The following is a 15939-nucleotide window of genomic DNA, read 5'->3' as shown; positions in this document are numbered from 1 at the left end:
CTGACACATCCTCTCGTCTTTAGATGGTAATTATGATTTTTTTATACTCACGGTCGGCGCCTGGTTGTGGCGGCGCATAATGACCAGCGCCGCCACGGCAGCAACCAGCAAAATAAGCTGTGGTAACAAGGTTTCCAGATAGGGATAGATACCGAGCCAGCTGATTTCCGGTACCCCGCTGATTAAGGTCGGCTGGAACAGTTTGCCCTCCACCAGTTCGAGGACGCCCTTACCGGCGAAGACAAACGCCATCAGGTACATCAGGCCGCCGGTAAAGATGAAGAAGGGTTTCAACGGCAGGCGGACCACCGAGTAGCGCATCACGATCCACGCCACCAGCAGCACCACGCAGCCAATGACGAACCCGCCGCCGATGGCCAGGTGACCGGAAAAGCCCTGGGCATCGCCAAGCAGGGCAAAGTAAAACAGCACCGTCTCCGCCCCTTCGCGGTAGACCGCCAGGAAACTGGTCAGCCACAGCCCGACCAGCGAGCCACGGGAAAGGGAATGACTCAGCTTGCCTTCCAGCCAGGCTTTCCAGTGGCGGGCCTCGACTTTCGACAGCAGCCAGTAGCTCATGGAGAACAGCATCACCACCGCGATCAGCATGGTGACCCCTTCCAGCAGCTCGCGGCTGGCGCCGGAATTGGTGAACAGCAGCTGGAACAGCACCGCCGTCGCCACGCTGGCGATCAGCGCCACCACCACCGACTGGCGAATTAACGGCAGCTTGTCGTGATGATCGTTTTTCACCAGCCAGGCGACGATGGCCGCCACAATCAACAGCGCTTCCAGCCCTTCGCGGACAATGATCATCAGGCTGTAGAGCAGCAGGCTCCACTGGGTTGCCTCGCCCTCACCCAACATGGTCACCGCCTGTTGCAGGTCGGCGTCCAGCGCCGCGGCTTCCGCCGCCAGTTTGTCCTGCGGCTGGCCGGCCTTCATCAGGCTCACCATGCGGGTGAAATGGGCTTCGAGGGCGGTTTTAAACGTCGCGTCGCGGGAGCCGATTTTGTTCTCCATCCCGGTGGCTTCGAAGCGATCGAAATAGGTATCCTGGATATCCAGAATCGCCTGCTGGGCCTCTCCGCGCTGGTAGCGCACCAGCGCCTGCGCCACACTGCGCTGAATCTCCGCCGCCACCGTGGCCCAGTCGGCCCCTGCTGTGCTGTCTGCCACCGGTGCAGGGCCGGTATCTGCCGTCGGGGCGTTTACCGGCTGATCGTCGCGGGTGGTCGGCAGGCCCGGCAGGAGGTCTTCCAGTTCCTGCAACAGGGTGGTGATCTGGTAGGCCACATCGTTGAGGTGACCCGGTTGTGACGTCAGCGCAATCAGGGCGGTAAACTGCTGATTAATCGCCGCCGCCGCTTTTGCCGAACGGTTTTGCCGCACCGACATTTCCATCTCTGAATTTTTAAAACCCTGATAGTGCGCCTGCTGCACCTGTTGGCTGGCGAGGCTGACGTTCCCTGCCTGATAGGCGCTCATCGCCTGTGCCAGCAGATCGTCAATCACCCGGAAACTGTTCTGCCAGTGCAGCGCGATATCGTCGCGCGACAACGCGGTATGCTGCTCCTCCGCCACCAGCCGATGGCCGCCGTCCAGCACCGGCTCCACTTCACGCAGCGCCCGTTTCAGCTCGTCAACCCGCGCCTGAATCGCCGCCAGCGGTTTGCCATCGGCGATCATCCGCCGGATATCGCCGAAACTGCTCTCCATCTCGTAGCTTTTGCGTGCTGAGAAATTGATGCGAATGGGGCCTTCGAGATTTTCAAACACTTCGAAATAGGCGGCCTGCACTTCCCGACGCGCTTCGTTGGTTTTTTGCTGCTGGTAGAGTTCGACGGTGGTATCAAGCCGCTGTTCGATATCGTCGATGAGGGGGGTGTAGCGGGTCTGCGCCATCGCCTGCGCACTGATAAGCAGGAGACTAAACAGCGTTAACAGCAGAAAAGCGCGAGCGGCAGCCATGGTGCATTCCGATAAAAATAATGATAATCGTTATCATTGTTATTTTCGCCAGACTGCACATGACCCAGATCATGAAAATGTCAAACAGTGACAATTTGTGTCAAATAATGCAAAGATCCACCGCTGCCGCGTTAAGGAATCCGCTACCACTCAGCGCGCTAATAGCGTCGGGTCGTGCTGCAGATGGCGCAGGAAATTACCGTATCCCTGGCTGCCCATCCAGAAATTGATACTTTTCTCGACCCCGGAGGAGGTTAAGGTCGCGCCGCTGATACCATCCACGGTGTAGGCATCATGTTCGCCTGATTGGTTCTGTACCACCTGCAACGCCGGGGTCCCCTGGTCATCGCGGAGTTTTTTCCCCACCCACTGCCTGCGCCATTGCGGATCTTCTACCCTCGCCCCTAACAGCGGCGTCTCGTTTTGCTGGTAATAGACCAGGTCGTTGACCGTGCGGCCATCGGTGTTAAGGGCCACCAGCGCATACATCATTGATTTGGCACCCTTACCATGAACCGGCAAGATAATCTGTTGAATACGTTGCTTATTATCACGAACCAGATAGATGTCGACCGGTGAACAACGCTGGCGGATTTGCGCCGGATCGCGCGCTGGCTGGAGGTCGACACAGCGTGGCACCTCACTCTGCTGGCCGACGGGGAGCAATTCACCGCTATCCAGGTCCAGCTGGCGGCTGACAATGTGTGCCTGGTACAACGCGCGCAGCGTTTGCGGATCCTGCTGTCCGCTCCCCAGCAGTCCGGCAACGTTGAGTACCGCAGTGTCGGTCTGTTGGTTTACCGGCCTGGCGTCATTGTCTTTCAACAGCAAAAAATAAGCAGCAACGATGGCAAAACACAAAATACAAATAATCATCAAAGATAAAACAATAATTTTACTTTTACGCATGCGCTGATGATTCCCGTCGGTAGATGATAATGTTGGTATTAGCTTGCGATCGTTTTTGTCTCGCTGTCCAGCCTAATTTTTTAGCGCCATTTTGGTTGCCACCCGCGGATGAATATATTTTATTGCCACCTCAGCATTTTATTTTTAATTAAAAACGCGGTCTGAAAACAGGTGATAAATATTAAAATAACCGCGCCATTGTTATTTTTTCATCATCATCGCGAGCTCGCCGAAATGGTCATCTGTGCGCTAATCGAATTGTAAAAAAATGGCCAAACGCTGGCTTGTTATAGGATTAATCTTATAATACCAGGACACAACAAAGCGCCACCTGCTACCGTCACCCCGGGATAAGAGACAAACATGTCCAGACCTTCGACGCTGTACGTTCCACATGTGTTAAGCGCGGCCGATATTGCGCCGGAAGAGCGCTATCAGCGGATATCGCAAAATCTTAACTGCTACGGTATTAAGGTGGTGAATAATCGCCGGCCGGAAGCGATAATTGCCAACCACAAAACCATCTCTGGGGCTTCCGGCGATTTTTGTAGTGCGATGGGCTCTAAAAACGAGACGATCTTCGATCCACACCAGGTGGATACATCGTCGATCTATATTTCTTTATTACTCCAGGGCAAACAGGTTATCAGCGGCAGAACCCCGGCCACCCGCGCCCAGGTGGATGCCGGAATGCTGATTGTTCACCAGCGCAGCGATTATTACCATTATCAATGTGACGATGTTAAACAGCTATATATCATTCCGCACAGCGATAAAATCAAAACATTATTCAGCGGTAAACTGTCCAGCCCGATAGTTTCACTGGAAAACCACCCATTGGCCCAGTTTTTAAAATCACATATGTTATTGCTGGATGCGCAATCGGACCGTTTATCTCAGCCCGAGACGGCGGTGATCGTCGACGGTCTGCATCACATTGCGCTGCGGGTACTGGCCGATGTGGCCGAGGAAAGAGGACTGCGCTCAAGCGGAAAATTAAGCCACCTCGTCGACAGTGCGCGCTCGTTTATTGCCCTTAACTATCATCAGCACCAGCTGTCACCCGACCTGATTTGCCAGGCGCTGCGCTGTTCCAGAGCCACCCTCGACCGGGCATTCCACGAACAAGGCACGTCGGTGATGGTGGCGATCAAAGAGATTCGGCTGGAAGCGGCCCGCCAGCTGCTGGAAAAGGATCGTCATCTGGCGGTAGAACAGGTCTCCTGGCGCTGCGGCTTTACCAGTCACCCATTATTCAGCAAAAGCTTTCGCGAAAAATATCATGCGTCGCCAAAAGCCTGGCGCGATAACCATTACCAATAAATGGAAGCGTGAGCCGCAGGTTATTGTTCTAGCGGTGGCGAAACGATTTAAACTGCGTGGCTTTACGTTCTTTGATATAGCTCAGTAAGCAATAGACTGAGATCCCCAGCAGCGCGATGGCAACGATAATTAACAGCAGGGTGCTGATATTCATTTTGATATTCTCTTTATCAATTATTCTGACATTTTTATCATAATGATTCTGCCCTGCGCGAACAGCACCCCGGGCCTCAATCCTGTTGTTTGCCCCTCACCGCGCTTACGCGCGCAAACGTTGATCTTCTCCCGATGCTGTAGCAGCATGGCTCAGCAAACACAGAGCCTGCTAAGTCAGGCTTTTAACAAAAAAACAACACCATCAGCTAACTACAGGAGCTTATCAGTGCCAACCGGATATCGTATTCAGGCAACCGATCTGCATCAGTTCGTTACCACGCTGTTCACTCAACTGGGCAGTACCTCTGACGAGGCCGCTCTGGTCGCCGACCATCTGGTGGCGGCCAATCTTGCCGGGCATGATTCACACGGCGTCGGGATGATCCCGAGCTACGTGCGTTCCCACGCCCAGGGCCATCTCCAGCTTAACCAGCACGCCAGCATCATGAAGGACGCCGGTGTGGTGGTGACCCTCGATGGCAACGCCGGCTTTGGTCAGGTGGTCGCCCATGAGGCGATGCAGGCGGGTATTGAAAAGGCCCGGCAGCACGGCATGGCGGCGATCGCCCTGCGCAATGCGCACCATATCGGGCGCATCGGCTACTGGGCCGAACAGTGCGCGGCGGCGGGGTTTATCTCCATCCACTTTGTCAGCGTCGTGGGTGACCCGATGGTCGCGCCGTTTCGTGGCAAAGACAGCCGCTTTGGTACCAACCCGCTATGCGTCGTGTTCCCGCGCAAAGGCCAGCCTCCGCTGCTGCTCGACTACGCCACCAGCGCCATTGCCTTCGGCAAAACCCGCGTCGCCTGGCACAAGGGCGAAGCCGTGGCGCCGGGTTCACTGATTGACGCCCACGGAGAGCCGACCACCGACCCGGCGGTAATGCAGACCTCGCCGTTAGGCGCCCTGCTCACCTTTGCCCAGCATAAAGGCTACGCCCTGGCGACGCTGTGCGAGATCCTCGGCGGCGCCGTCTCCGGCGGCAAAACGACCCATCAGTCGAGCCTGCAGACCTGCGTCGACGCCATTTTCAACTGTATGACCACCATTATTCTCAATCCGGAAACCTTCGACGCGCCGGATATGCAGGGCGAAACCGAGGCCTTTATCGACTGGTGTAAGCAGTCACCTCACGACCAGCAGACCCCGATTCTGGTGCCGGGCGAGTGGGAAGAAGCCAATCGTCAGTCCCGCCTGGCGCAGGGGATCCCGCTCGATGCCGGTAGCTGGCAGGCCATCTGCGAAGCGGCCCGCGAAGCCGGTATGGCCCCCGAGACCCTGGCACAGTTCCAGCAGAAAATGGTCTGATCCCAGCGCAGAGCGCCCTTCAGGGCGTTCTGCTACGTCATCGTCATTAGTGACGACATCATGACGCCTGCCACACTCGCCATTAAAATAATCATATATATCAATATATTATATATTGGCATAACTCCTGCATAACGCTTCGGCCTTCTGCCAGCATCGCGGCGCAAGGATTCCATGACGATGGCGGGCCGGGCCCGGCCTGACCATTGATCTTCATTCACTGTTAACAGGTCTGTTACTGATGAAAAAAGTCACAAGCGTTTGCCCTTATTGCGGGGCGGGTTGCAAACTCAAGCTGGTTGTCGATAACAATAAAATTATCCGCGCGGAAGCGGCCGATGGAGTCACCAACCAGAATCAGCTGTGCCTCAAGGGATACTACGGCTGGGATTTCCTCAATGATACCCAGCTTCTGACGCCGCGCCTGAAGCAGCCGATGATTCGCTACCAGAAGGGCGGGAAATTAACCCCGGTCAGTTGGGAAGAGGCCATTCGCTACACCGCCAACAAGCTGCGGGAGATCAAAGCGCAGCACGGCCCGCGCGCCATAATGACCACCGGCTCGTCCCGTGGTACCGGCAATGAAACCAACTATGTGATGCAAAAATTCGCCCGGGCGGTGCTGAACACCAATAATGTCGACTGCTGCGCCCGCGTCTGTCACGGCCCTTCGGTGGCGGGCTTGCAGGTGGCCCTCGGCAACGGGGCGATGAGTAACTCCATCAGCGATATCGAACACTCAAAATGCCTGCTGGTCTTTGGCTATAACTGCGCAGACTCCCACCCTATCGTCGCCCGCCGGGTGATTAAAGCCCGTGAAAATGGCGCGAAGATCATCGTCTGCGACCCGCGACGCATCGAAACCGCCCGCATCGCCGACCGCCACCTGCAGCTCAACAACGGCAGCAATATGGCGCTGGTGAATGCCTTCGGTCACGTCCTGCTGGAAGAAGACCTCTACAACCATGATTACGTTGACCGCTTTACCGAAGGGCTGGAAGCCTATCGCGACGCGGTACAAGCCTACTCGCCTGAAGCGGTCGAGGCGATCACCGGCGTACCAGCGCAGGAGGTGCGTCAGGCGGTAAGAATGTTTGCTGCCGCACCGTCGGCCACCATTATGTGGGGCATGGGCGTCACCCAGTTCGGCCAGGCGGTGGACGTGGTCAAAGGGCTGGCCAGCCTGGCGCTGCTGACCGGCAACCTCGGGCGCGAACATGTTGGCGTCGGGCCGGTCCGCGGGCAAAACAACGTTCAGGGCGCCTGCGACATGGGGGTACTGCCGAACCTGTTCCCGGGCTACCAGGAGGTCACCGACCCCGCCGTGCGGGCTAAATTCGCCAGCGCCTGGGGCATCGACCCGGCGCTCATGGATGACCAGGTGGGCACCCGTATTACCGAAGTGCCTCATAAAGCCATGGAGGGAGAGATCAAAGCCTACTACATCATGGGCGAGGATCCGCTACAGACCGAAGCCGATCTGGGGCTGGTGCGTAAAGGTATCGAGGCGCTGGATTTTGTCGTGGTGCAGGATATCTTCATGACCAAAACCGCAGAGATCGCCGACGTCCTGCTGCCGGCAACCTCGTGGGGCGAGCACGGCGGCGTCTTCACCTGCGCCGACCGCGGTTTTCAGCGCTTCGAGAAGGCGATCCCGGCACCGGCTAACGTCAAACGCGACTGGGAGATAATCAGCCTGCTGGCGACCGAGATGGGCTACCCGATGCATTACGACAATAACCAGCAAATCTGGGACGAAATGCGCGAACTCTGCCCGCTGTTCTACGGCGTCACCTACGAGAAAATGGGCGACATGAACCACGTTCAGTGGCCCTGTCCGACCCTCGACCACCCCGGCACGCCGTGGCTGTATAAAGAGAACCGTTTCGATACTCCGACCGGCAAAGGCCAGCTGTTTGCTGCCCCGTGGCGGGCGCCTGCAGAAACGCCGGATGCCGGCTATCCGCTGGTGCTCTGCACCGTGCGCGAAGTGGGCCACTACTCCTGCCGTTCCATGACCGGCAACTGCGCGGCGTTGCAATCCCTTGCAGATGAACCTGGTCGGGTGCAGATCAGCCGCGCCGACGCCGAACAGCTGGGGATCGCCGACCGGCAGCTGGTGTGGGTCAGCTCGCGACGCGGGAAGGTGATCACCCGTGCCGACATCAGCGATCGCATCAATCGCGGCGCCGTCTATATGACCTATCAATGGTGGGTCGGCGCCTGTAATGAACTGACTCAGGACAACCTTGATCCAATCTCAAAAACGCCGGAAACCAAGTACTGTGCGGTGAAAATCGACGCTATCGAGGACCAGCTGTGGGCCGAGCAGTACGCCTGGCGCGCCTACAGCGATATGAAGGCCCGTCTGAAGGCGGCGGTCAGCGCCTGACGGTACGGCTGACATAAAAAAGGGAGAGGACTCGCCTCTCCCTGTTTCCTCCGCCGCTGCGCGTTTCAGCGAACCGGCAGCAGCGATTCCACCAGGCTTGTCCACATCGCCACGCCAGGGGCTATCAGATCGTCGTTAAAATCGTAGCCGGCGTTGTGCAGCGGCTTTGACGGTATGTCACCATCGGTGCCGATCCAGAAATAGGCTCCCGGGCAGGCTTCCAGCATGCAGGCAAAATCTTCCGACGCCATCGACGGGTTGATCTGCCCGTTCACTGCCGCTTCACCCAGTGCGGCTATCGCCACCTCTCGCACTTTCTGCGCCTGCGCGGGATGGTTCCGGGTCACCGGATAACCGGGATACCAGACAATCTCCCCCTGCACGTCAGAAACCTGCGGCTGGGTCTCGACATAGTGCGCGATCAGCCCTTTCACCCGGGCGCGAACCTGGTTGCTCAGGCAGCGGAACGTCCCGCGCAGCACGACCTTATCCGGCAGTACGTTAATCGCTTCACCACCGTTAATTTGGGTAATGCTGACCACAGCCGACTCCTGCGGCGACAGGCGGCGTGACGGGATGGTCTGCAGCACCATGATCAGCTGCGCCGCAGCGACGATCGGGTCGGCACCGCTTTCCGGCATCGCCGCGTGGCAGCTCTTGCCGGTCAGGGTGATTTCAAAGGCGTCCAGCGAAGCCATCATCGCCCCCTCGTTGACCGCCACGTGGCCTAACGGCAGGCCCGGCCAGTTGTGCAGCGCGTAGATGGCGTCCATCGGGAAGCGCTCAAACAGCCCCTCTTCGACCATTTTGCGCGCGCCGCCGAGATTCTCCTCCGCCGGCTGAAAGACAAAGTGCACCGTGCCGCGAAAACGGCGGGTCTGCGCCAGATGCGACGCCGTCGCCAGCAGCATGGCGGTATGTCCGTCGTGGCCGCAGGCGTGCATCACGCCAGGATTGCGCGATTTATAGCTGAGATCGCCGGATTCGGTCATCGGTAACGCGTCCATATCGGCCCGTAGCCCGATAACCGGCCCAGGACCGTTCTCCAGGGTGGCGACCACGCCGGTCCCCGCCAGCCCGGTATGCACCTGCAGGCCAAAAGAGGTCAGTAATTCAGCGACGCGGCGCGCGGTGTGCTGTTCCTGATAGCCAAGCTCCGGGCAGGCATGAAATTCACGTCGCCAGCGAATGGCCTCAGCGATCGATGATGGCGATACTGCCATGTCTTGCTCCTTTCCTGCACAGCTTCAACGCTGAACGAATAGCTGAACGAATAATAATGCGGGCCACGATTGTTATACCCGCCAGCACGCCTCCGCCCCCGCGGAGTGCCCTAATGGTTATATCCTTTCGCCAGCGCGCTGACAACACTCCCCCACGGAGTAAACCCGGCGTTTTGCCAGCGGCTGGCGCTGGCGTATCAATAATAGTAGTCATTTCAACGGTGACATCCGCCATACGATTAATTAATATGCAGGCCTGTCGGCAATCTGCCGGATTATCCACCTGTTGACTTCCGTTATCGGGAATAAAATGTTTAACCAAGACCAGAATCGCCTTGCCCCCACGCTGGCGATGATCATGGCCGCGTCATTAGTGGGATTTATCACCGGTTATACGGTGCCGTTAATCAGCCTTGAGCTTGCCCAGCAACAGACCGACACCGTCTACGTCGGCCTGCTGGCCGCGCTGCCGCCTGCGGGCATGATGCTCTCGTCGTTCCTCTCCCCTGCGCTGTGCCGTCGTTTTGAGATGGGCCACCTGCTGATCGCCAGCCTTCTGCTGTTAGCGCTGGCGACGATAGCCTCCTGCCTGACGGTAGATCTGATGCAGCTGCTGCTGCCTCGTTTTCTGACCGGTATCGCGTCCGGGGTGATTATCGTCCTCGGCGAAAGCTGGATCACCGGCGGCGCGGCAGGTAAAAACCGCGCAACGCTGACCGGCATTTATGCCTCGGCCTTCACCGGCTGCCAACTGGCCGGGCCGCTGCTGATCTCCGCCGGCAGCGAATATCAAATCTGGGTGCTGGTGGCGGTCGTCGTCCTCACTGCCGCCTGCCTGCTGATGCTGCGCCATCTGCCAACCGGCAGCCGCGAAACCCTGTCAGAGCGCGCCAGCTGGCGCAGCCTCGGCGCGTTCTTGCCGGTACTGGCCTCCGGGGTATTCTGCTTTGCCTTCTTTGATGCCAGCATTCTGGCGCTGCTGCCGCTGTACGGCATGGATAAAGGGCTGAACGAAGCGATGGCGGTGCTGCTGGTGACCATCGTCTTAACCGGCGATGCCCTGTTCCAGGCACCGCTGGGCTGGGTGGCCGACCGCTTCGGCATCCGTCGGGTGCATCTCAGCTGCGCCGCGGTGTTCTGCCTCGCCCTGCTGGCGCTGCCGTTCCTGCTGGTATCGCCCGTTCAGCTGATTGCCGGCTGCCTGGTGCTCGGTGCCGCGGCGGGAGCGCTGTACACCCTCTCGCTGGTGCGGGCCGGGAAGACCTTCAACGGGCAAAAGCTGATCATGATAAATGCGCTGCTGGGATTCTTCTGGTCGGCGGGTAGCGTGGCCGGACCGGTCATCAGCAGTCTGGTGATCAGCGTGTCGGGCTATGACGGGTTACTGATCACCCTGCTGGCCAGCGGCGGGCTGTTCCTGCTGATTCAGTGTCTGGGGAAAACCGAACAGTCGCTGCTGGCGGCAGCCAATGAGGATAGCGACGACGACGATGATGCAGAGCCGGCCACCGCGTAATCGCCGCGGGTTACGCGGGAGCTCCGCTTAGCCGCGCTTGCCGCCGGACTTGCCAATCGCCTTGTGCAGCTCGTTAATGCGCTTCATCGACTTGATGGTGCGTTGCGGCGAGGTGGTCGCCACCGACAGCACCAGCATCTCAAGACACACCAGCACCGTACCGTGCAGCGGCACCCGGCCATTATCGCCGCCGCGCGGGACGTCAATCACCACCTGGGCCTCCTGGCTAAAGCGCGACTCCACCGCCTGGGTCAGCAAAATTGTCGGGATCCCCAGCCGTCGGGCTTCCCGCAGCGCGGTCATCCCTTCACGATGCGGCGATTTTTGCCCCATCATTATCATCACGTCCCCGCGTTGCAGGTTGATCAGCTGCTCGGCCAGGCTGAATCCGGTCCGGTTCATGACGTAAGAAGGTAAGCCGATGCGGCTAAACAGTCGCCCGGTATACTCCGCCAGAATCCCCGAGGCTCCGATACCGAAAATCGCCACCTGCCGCGCCTCGCTGAGCAGCGCCACCGCCTGGGCGACGGCGGCCCGGTTGGCGGGACGGGACAGCACCTCGCAGGCGCGCTGATGCCCCTCAAGCACAAAATCGATGCTCGAATTGACGTCGCTTGAGAGGGCATTGACCGTGGAGAGCATCTTCTCCGACGAGGTGGCCGAGGGGCCGAACCAGCGCTCCATGGTCTGCTTCAGCTCGCGCAGTCCGGCAAATCCCAGCGCCTGAATCGCCCGCACCACCGTGGCGTCCGAGGTGTGGGTGGCGGCGGCAATCTCCATCGCCGTGCGCTCCAGCACCACTTCGCGGTTTTCGTTGATATAGCTGACCACCGCCAGCAGACGCGGCGACAGCTGGTGCGCCCGGGCGCGGAAACGGTCGCCAAACAGGTCAACCCGCCCTTTCTCTTTTTTCACCGTAGCTTTCATTTCAGCCCCGCCGGCAGAGGCCGTCCGGCAATATGCGATTGCACCTGCGCCACCATCAGACTCAGAGCGGCAAACGAATTAGAGATAACCTCTTCGCGCGGCAGCAGGATATAGCGCCCGGTACGACAGGCGCGCATAAAGTCACACCAGCCGGGCATCACCGCCTCCATCGCCTGCAGCTCGTCCTGCGGTTTCCCTCCGGTATCCGAGCGCCAGGTGGCAAAGACAAAGTCGGCATCCAGCTCCGGCAGCTGTTCGGCGCTGACGTCAATGCGCTGTCCGTCGGGGATCTTGTCGATCAGCGGCGGGAAACGGAAGCCGGCATCGCGCAGCACCCGTCCCAAGGCATGATATGAGTGGTGTACGGTCACTTTGCCATTGTTGGCCTGAATCACCGACACGCTGATATTTTGGGTGTCGACCATCGCTTTAAGCTGGGCGATCTGTGCCTGATAGCGCCGTTCGAGGATCGCCAGCCGCGCTTCGCTGCCGGTCAGCTGCGCCAGCTTGCTGTAAATACGCGGCGCGCTGCCCTGCAGGTGGTCAATACTGACCGTCGGAGCAATCTTCTGCAGCTGCTCGACGGAAACGTGACGACTCGGTTCGGTGATGATCAGATCCGGTTTTGCCGCCGCCACCGCTTCCAGATCGATATCCGCCGTGCCGATAAACTGAATGGTGCTGTTATCAAAATCGACGCCGGTCAACTGGGCGCTGGAGCGCAGGAAATGGCTGCCGTCCGGGCGCGTCCGTCCGTGGCTGGCCACCGGCGGCACCCCAAGCTCAATCAGCGGGATCGTGATATCGAGGTCGTGCATTGAGACAATGCGCTGCGGATGCAGCGGTACCGTCACCACCCGACCGAGATCGTCGGTAAATGTTTGAGTCTGACGCTCGGCGGCGCCAGCGGTAGCACCCACCACCAACAACAAAGAGATCAACCAACGCATAGCAACCCTTCAACATTACAGGGCGTCACGACGACGCCACAGCAGCAAGATAAAAAACGGACACCCGACCAGGGCGATAACGATCCCGGCCGGAATTTGCAATGGCGCAAAGGCCAGACGCCCGATGGTGTCGGTCAGCAACACCAGCAGCGCACCAATCAATGCGCTACCGCAGAGCAACGCCACCTGGCCGCCGCGCAGCACAAAGCGCGCCATATGCGGTGCCATCAGCCCGACAAACCCCAGGCTGCCGACGCAGGATACGCTGGCGGAGGTCAGCAGCACCGGGGCGAAAAAGCGCAGCAGGGTCAGGCTCTGCAGCCGCACCCCCAGACCGACGGCTGTACGATCGCCAAGCAGCGCCACGTCCGCCGCCCGGGCGGTGAGCAACAGAATCAGTGCGCCAGGAAGCACCCAGATGAGGGCAACCGCCAGCAGCGGCCAGGTTGCCGCATGCAGGCTCCCGGCAAGCCAGATCATGGCGGTCTGGACATCACGGACATCGGCAGTGGTCATAAAAATGCCCACTGCCGACGCCAGCGTCCAGGAGACGCCGATACCGATCAAAATAAAGCGCGGACGCGCGCAGTCGCGGGCCAGCGCCAGGACCAGCAGCGCCACCAGCAGCCCGCCGACGATCCCCGCCAGCGGCCGCCAGACCAGCCCCACCGCCGGGAAAAACAAAATCAGTGCCAGCACCACTACGCTGGCCCCCTCTTTAACGCCAATCAGCCCCGGATCGGCCAGACCGTTGCGGGTGATACTCTGCATCGCCGCGCCCGCCAGGCCGAGCATTGCCCCGCACAGCAGCGCCATCAACAGCCGGGGAAGGCGGATATCAAACAGGATAAAGCGCGGCTGTTCCGCCAGCGCCTGCGGAGCGAACAGCGCGCGAGCCAGGGTACCCGTCGGCAGCGGGAAGCTGCCGCGTGCCAGACCAAAGCACGCCAGAAGCAGGATCGCGACAATCAACACACCGGCGATTTTCAGCGCCGCCGGGCGGATTAACAGCTGGCAGTGCCCGACCCGCAGCGGGCGAAAACCGGCGTGAGCGGCAACGTCTTTCATTTAAAAAATCTCGCGGCAATAAAGATAAATACCGGGGCTCCCACCAGCGCGGTCATCGCCCCGGTCGCCAGTTCCTGCGGCGCGACGAGAGTACGCGCGGCAATATCGGCGACCACCAGCACCAGCGCCCCGACCGGGGCAGCCAATGGCAAGGCCAGACGCAGATCTTCGCTGATCAGCCGGCGCACAATATGCGGGACCACCAGCCCGACAAAGCCGATCGGCCCGGCCACCGCCACCGCCGAGCCGCACAACAGGGCAATGGCCGCCAGGCCAAGCAGCCGGGTCTGGACGATCTTCACTCCCAGGCCCAGCGCCACGTTCTCGCCCAGCGCCAGAATATTCAACCGCGGCGCGATAAACAGCGCCAGCAGCGCACCTGCCAACGCCGGCACCGCCGCCGACCGCAGGATGGCGCCGTTCAGACCGGCAAGATCGCCCGCCAGCCACGTACGCATCGCCAGCAACGTCTGTTCATCGAGGATCAGGATGGCCGCGGTTACCGCAGAGGCAAAGGCCGAAAGCGCCACGCCGCACAGCGTGATGCGCAACGGCGTTGCCCCGCCGCGCCCGGAGGTTGCCAGCAGCATAACCCCGCCAAACAGCAACGCCGCGCCGCAGCCGGCAATCAGCGGACGCTCCCACGCCAGGCCGCCCAGACCCAGCGCGGAGGTGACCACCACCGCCAGCGATGCGCCGGCGTTCAGGCCCAGAATATGCGGTTCTCCCAATGGGTTACGAATCACCGTCTGCAGCAACAGCCCGGCTACGCCGAGCACCGCCCCGGTGAGCAGCGCCGCCAGAAGGCGGACCAGCCGCAGATCGACGATGATCCGATGGTCAAAATTGCGCGGATCGTAATGGGTCAGCGCCTGCAGGATCGTTTGCGGTGCAATCCAGCGCGCACCAAGCCCCAGATGGATCACCGACGTCACGGCCAGCAACAGCATCAGCAGGACCAACGCCAGCAACGGGCGCGACTGACGACGGTGCGACAGCACCAGCGCGGCGGCACTCATTGCCCCGCTCCCTGCGACGAGCGGAACGGCATAAAGAACGGTTTGCCGGTTTGCGGGTTGAGGGACATCTGGACCTCAACGTCAAACACGGTTTTGATTAGCGCCGGGGTGCAGCGTTCGTTTTCTCCTACCACACCGGCGATCCGTCCCTGTTTGAGAAACACCAGCAGATCGGCGTAATTGACCGCGAAGTTCAGGTCGTGCAGCACCGTGACCACCGTACGCCCGTGTTCACGGGTGAGGGTTTGCAGCAGTTCGAGGATATCGACCTGGTAGCGCAGATCGAGCCAGGTCGTGGGTTCGTCAAGCAGAATGGTCGCCGTTTGCTGGGCCAGCGCCATGGCTATCCAGCAGCGCTGCCGCTGGCCGCCGGAGAGGCTGTCTACCGGCAGACGGGCGAATTCCGTAGTGCCGGTGAGCGCCATCGCCTCTTCCACCGCCTGTTGGTCGGCATCAGACCACTGGCGCATAAACCCCTGCCAGGGATAGCGCCCGCGCGAAACCAGTTCAAACACCGTCAGCCCTTCCGGGGTTAGCGGCGACTGCGGCAGAATGCCTAACTGGCGTGAAACCGCCCGGGTCGGCATCTCATGAATGGACTGACCGTCCAGGCGAACGCTGCCGCCAAGCGGTTTCAGCATACGGGCGATGGTCGACAGCAGCGTGGATTTACCGGAACCATTGGCCCCGGCCAGTACCGTCATTTTACCGTGAGGGATCGTCAGATGAATATCGTCGACAATCAGGGTCTGGCCATATCCGGCCGACAGGGCATCCAGTACGATCCCCTGCTCTGCAGGCATCACCCGCTGTGGCATAACTCGCTCCTGCGCCGCAACGGCGTGGCATTGGGCCCGCACGTTCGCACTCAAACAAAAATAAATCTCATTCTCTTTTGATCATGCGGCGGATGAATGTAGTAGTCAATAGCCAAACGCTTCAGGAAACCCTCGTCATCACTACGGAATAAGCCACGGTCGACGCTACCTACTTAAGTATTAATAAACAAGGTGTTAAACAGAATACTCAACGCAATCCTGAGGCAAGGCAGGTGCATTAGCGGGCGGCAATTTTTTTATGTTACATAACATTTACTACTACATCCCCTCGTGATTGAATGATTCTCAATTACATGCCTGAACGCAAATCATCGCGAATAACGGGCAGATAATATTA

At 59.6% G+C, this 15939-nt stretch carries 13 protein-coding genes; 4 read left to right on the top strand and 9 right to left on the bottom strand.

All coding sequences use genetic code 11. The annotated features are described in order from the left end of the window. Positions 1–30: 30 nt before the first annotated feature. Both ACMYSP_RS23365 and nqrC read right to left on the bottom strand, forming a co-directional pair. Complete coding sequence (locus ACMYSP_RS23365) at positions 31–1971, bottom strand: FTR1 family iron permease (RefSeq protein WP_434584441.1); 1941 nt, start codon at positions 1969–1971, stop codon at positions 31–33. 150 nt (positions 1972–2121) lie between these two features. Beyond that, entirely contained in the window at positions 2122–2880 is a 759-nt protein-coding gene (nqrC, locus tag ACMYSP_RS23360) for an NADH:ubiquinone reductase (Na(+)-transporting) subunit C (RefSeq protein ID WP_434584440.1), read from the bottom strand. A 363-nt stretch (positions 2881–3243) separates the two neighbouring features. Between nqrC and ACMYSP_RS23355 the strand changes: the two genes are divergently transcribed. Further along, the gene (locus ACMYSP_RS23355; protein ID WP_434584438.1) at positions 3244–4203 is read left to right on the top strand and encodes a helix-turn-helix domain-containing protein; all 960 of its coding nucleotides are present in this window, start codon (positions 3244–3246) and stop codon (positions 4201–4203) included. Positions 4204–4231: 28 nt separating this feature from the next. On the opposite strand, the gene ACMYSP_RS23350 is transcribed toward ACMYSP_RS23355, so the two are convergent. Then, the gene (locus tag ACMYSP_RS23350) at positions 4232–4351 is read right to left on the bottom strand and encodes a small membrane protein (RefSeq protein WP_148060390.1); all 120 of its coding nucleotides are present in this window, start codon (positions 4349–4351) and stop codon (positions 4232–4234) included. A gap of 234 nt (positions 4352–4585) precedes the next feature. Here ACMYSP_RS23350 and ACMYSP_RS23345 point away from each other — a divergent pair, with 234 nt between their 5' ends. Beyond that, a complete protein-coding gene (locus tag ACMYSP_RS23345) occupies positions 4586–5668 on the top strand; it encodes a malate/lactate/ureidoglycolate dehydrogenase (RefSeq protein WP_434584436.1) in 1083 nt (360 codons plus the stop codon). A gap of 241 nt (positions 5669–5909) precedes the next feature. After that, positions 5910–8060 (top strand): formate dehydrogenase subunit alpha, encoded by a 2151-nt coding sequence (gene fdhF / locus ACMYSP_RS23340; RefSeq protein ID WP_434584434.1) that lies wholly within the window; start codon positions 5910–5912, stop codon positions 8058–8060. Between the two features lie 65 nt (positions 8061–8125). Here the strand turns inward: fdhF and ACMYSP_RS23335 are convergent, their stop codons facing one another. After that, the gene (locus ACMYSP_RS23335; protein ID WP_434584432.1) at positions 8126–9283 is read right to left on the bottom strand and encodes a M20 aminoacylase family protein; all 1158 of its coding nucleotides are present in this window, start codon (positions 9281–9283) and stop codon (positions 8126–8128) included. A 310-nt stretch (positions 9284–9593) separates the two neighbouring features. Here ACMYSP_RS23335 and ACMYSP_RS23330 point away from each other — a divergent pair, with 310 nt between their 5' ends. Beyond that, positions 9594–10799, top strand: a complete 1206-nt coding sequence (locus ACMYSP_RS23330) for an MFS transporter (protein WP_434584430.1) — start codon at positions 9594–9596, stop codon at positions 10797–10799. Positions 10800–10826: 27 nt separating this feature from the next. Here the strand turns inward: ACMYSP_RS23330 and ACMYSP_RS23325 are convergent, their stop codons facing one another. Genes ACMYSP_RS23325 through ACMYSP_RS23305 form a run of 5 tightly spaced genes read right to left on the bottom strand, consistent with a single transcriptional unit; the run spans position 10827 to position 15581 of the window. Continuing rightward, positions 10827–11726, bottom strand: coding sequence for a MurR/RpiR family transcriptional regulator (locus tag ACMYSP_RS23325; protein ID WP_434584429.1), 900 nt, complete (start codon positions 11724–11726; stop codon positions 10827–10829). Further along, positions 11723–12676, bottom strand: a complete 954-nt coding sequence (locus tag ACMYSP_RS23320; RefSeq protein WP_434584427.1) for an iron-siderophore ABC transporter substrate-binding protein — start codon at positions 12674–12676, stop codon at positions 11723–11725. Before ACMYSP_RS23320 ends, ACMYSP_RS23325 begins: the two co-directional genes overlap by 4 nt. A 15-nt stretch (positions 12677–12691) precedes the next feature. After that, on the bottom strand, positions 12692–13744 hold the full coding sequence (locus ACMYSP_RS23315) for a FecCD family ABC transporter permease (RefSeq protein WP_434584425.1): 1053 nt from the start codon (positions 13742–13744) through the stop codon (positions 12692–12694). Then, on the bottom strand, positions 13741–14763 hold the full coding sequence (locus ACMYSP_RS23310) for a FecCD family ABC transporter permease (protein WP_434584423.1): 1023 nt from the start codon (positions 14761–14763) through the stop codon (positions 13741–13743). The genes ACMYSP_RS23315 and ACMYSP_RS23310 overlap by 4 nt, the downstream gene beginning before the upstream one ends. Continuing rightward, positions 14760–15581, bottom strand: coding sequence for an ABC transporter ATP-binding protein (locus tag ACMYSP_RS23305; protein ID WP_434584422.1), 822 nt, complete (start codon positions 15579–15581; stop codon positions 14760–14762). Before ACMYSP_RS23305 ends, ACMYSP_RS23310 begins: the two co-directional genes overlap by 4 nt. Positions 15582–15939: the final 358 nt, after the last annotated feature.

Source organism: Klebsiella sp. R390, assembly GCF_051131745.1.
Classification (GTDB): domain Bacteria; phylum Pseudomonadota; class Gammaproteobacteria; order Enterobacterales; family Enterobacteriaceae; genus Klebsiella.
This window is presented reverse-complemented; position numbering and strand designations above follow the sequence as displayed.

Coding starts and splice junctions, on each gene's coding strand:
- ACMYSP_RS23365 (WP_434584441.1), bottom strand. CDS start 1,971: ATGGCTGCCGCTCGCGCTTTTCTGCTGTTAACGCTGTTTAGTCTCCTG.
- nqrC (WP_434584440.1), bottom strand. CDS start 2,880: ATGCGTAAAAGTAAAATTATTGTTTTATCTTTGATGATTATTTGTATT.
- ACMYSP_RS23355 (WP_434584438.1), top strand. CDS start 3,244: ATGTCCAGACCTTCGACGCTGTACGTTCCACATGTGTTAAGCGCGGCC.
- fdhF (WP_434584434.1), top strand. CDS start 5,910: ATGAAAAAAGTCACAAGCGTTTGCCCTTATTGCGGGGCGGGTTGCAAA.
- ACMYSP_RS23335 (WP_434584432.1), bottom strand. CDS start 9,283: ATGGCAGTATCGCCATCATCGATCGCTGAGGCCATTCGCTGGCGACGT.
- ACMYSP_RS23330 (WP_434584430.1), top strand. CDS start 9,594: ATGTTTAACCAAGACCAGAATCGCCTTGCCCCCACGCTGGCGATGATC.
- ACMYSP_RS23325 (WP_434584429.1), bottom strand. CDS start 11,726: ATGAAAGCTACGGTGAAAAAAGAGAAAGGGCGGGTTGACCTGTTTGGC.
- ACMYSP_RS23320 (WP_434584427.1), bottom strand. CDS start 12,676: ATGCGTTGGTTGATCTCTTTGTTGTTGGTGGTGGGTGCTACCGCTGGC.
- ACMYSP_RS23315 (WP_434584425.1), bottom strand. CDS start 13,744: ATGAAAGACGTTGCCGCTCACGCCGGTTTTCGCCCGCTGCGGGTCGGG.
- ACMYSP_RS23310 (WP_434584423.1), bottom strand. CDS start 14,763: ATGAGTGCCGCCGCGCTGGTGCTGTCGCACCGTCGTCAGTCGCGCCCG.
- ACMYSP_RS23305 (WP_434584422.1), bottom strand. CDS start 15,581: ATGCCACAGCGGGTGATGCCTGCAGAGCAGGGGATCGTACTGGATGCC.